Consider the following 1,308-nt stretch of genomic DNA (forward strand, 5'->3'; position numbering starts at 1 on the left):
AGCGGTGACATCGTCGCGCGGGGGCCGTCGAGGTTTCAGCAAGGCCGGTCGCCGAAAGCTCTGCCCTCCGTGCTGGCCCACACCACCCGCAGGGCGTGGGCCGTCGACAGGACGGGCTCCGTACTGCTTCTCGTGTGCCAGGCGCTCACGGGTATCGTCGCCGTCGTCGTCCTGGCCTCCACCGCCCGCGCGATGACACACATCTTGGGTACCGGCACCGTGGCCCAACGTCTGCACGGCGCCGTACCGGCCTTGCTCGTGGTGACGTTGGCCGCGGGAGTGGGCCGAGTGCGCAGGCCGCCGCTGCTGACCACCGAGGCCGATGTCGCGCTCGTCGCCGTACTGCGGGGGGAGTCATCCCGGCTTGCGACCTTCGCGCTGTCGGCCGGTATCTGCTCGTCCCGCTCCTCCTTGTCGGGCCGTCCGTTCGGGCATGCGCACACTATGAACAGAATCGAGCGACTCGTAGTGCACCAGCGGATGTGTTTCTAACATCGCACCGCTCGGCGCGATGGTGCGCCACTGAGTTCCGGGAGCCTTGCTGTGAATCGCTCGGGTCGGACCACGTTTACCCCTCCTCGCCTCTGGTCCCGCGCACGACGCGGAGCGACGCTGACCGCATGCGTCGCATGCATGGTCGCCGGGTCGCTCAGCGCCATCAGCCCGGTCCAGGCGGCCGGTGAGCCGTCGCCCGCACCGATCTCATGCCCGGTGGGCCTGGAGGAGAAGGCCACCTGCTACACCGGCCAGGACGCCAACGGAGCGTTCTACGCGATCGCCGTGCCCAAGCGCTGGAACGGCTCGCTCGTCGTGCACGCTCATGGCGGTCCCGACCTGGGTGAAGGGTCGGACCCCGAGCGAAGCCTCGGCGACATGGAACGCTGGTCGGTGATGGTGGACCAGGGCTATGCCTGGGCGGGCTCGTCCTATCGACGCGGGGGTTACGGAACCCGTATGGCTGCCGCCGACACGGAGAATGTGCGGGGGCTGTTCGTGGACGAGTTCGGCAATCCCAAGCGGACCTTCGTTCACGGTCAGTCCTGGGGCGGTAACGTCGCTGCCAAGGTCGTGGAGGTGTACGGCAAGCAGGGCTCCTATGACGGTGCTCTGCTCACCAACGGAGTGCTGGGTGGCGGCTCACGCGGCTATGACTACCGCGTCGACCTGCGGGTGGTCTATCAGTACTACTGCCAGAACCTCCCCCGCCCCAGCGAGCCCCAGTACCCGTTGTGGCAGGGACTACGTCCCACATCCAGCCTGACCACGACAGGGTTGAGGGCCCGCCTGCAGGAATGCACGGGATACGCG

2 pseudogenes are annotated in these 1,308 nt (G+C 67.8%); both read left to right on the forward strand.

Annotation, left to right across the window (positions count from 1 at the left end):
• A pseudogene (locus TN53_RS49685) lies at positions 1-492 on the forward strand (hypothetical protein); the annotation flags it as partial.
• A 141-nt stretch (positions 493-633) separates the two neighbouring features.
• Positions 634-1,308: pseudogene (locus TN53_RS40640) on the forward strand (hypothetical protein); the annotation flags it as partial.

Origin of the sequence: Streptomyces sp. WM6386 (assembly GCF_000972385.1) — a bacterium.
In the GTDB taxonomy this organism is placed as follows: domain Bacteria; phylum Actinomycetota; class Actinomycetes; order Streptomycetales; family Streptomycetaceae; genus Streptomyces.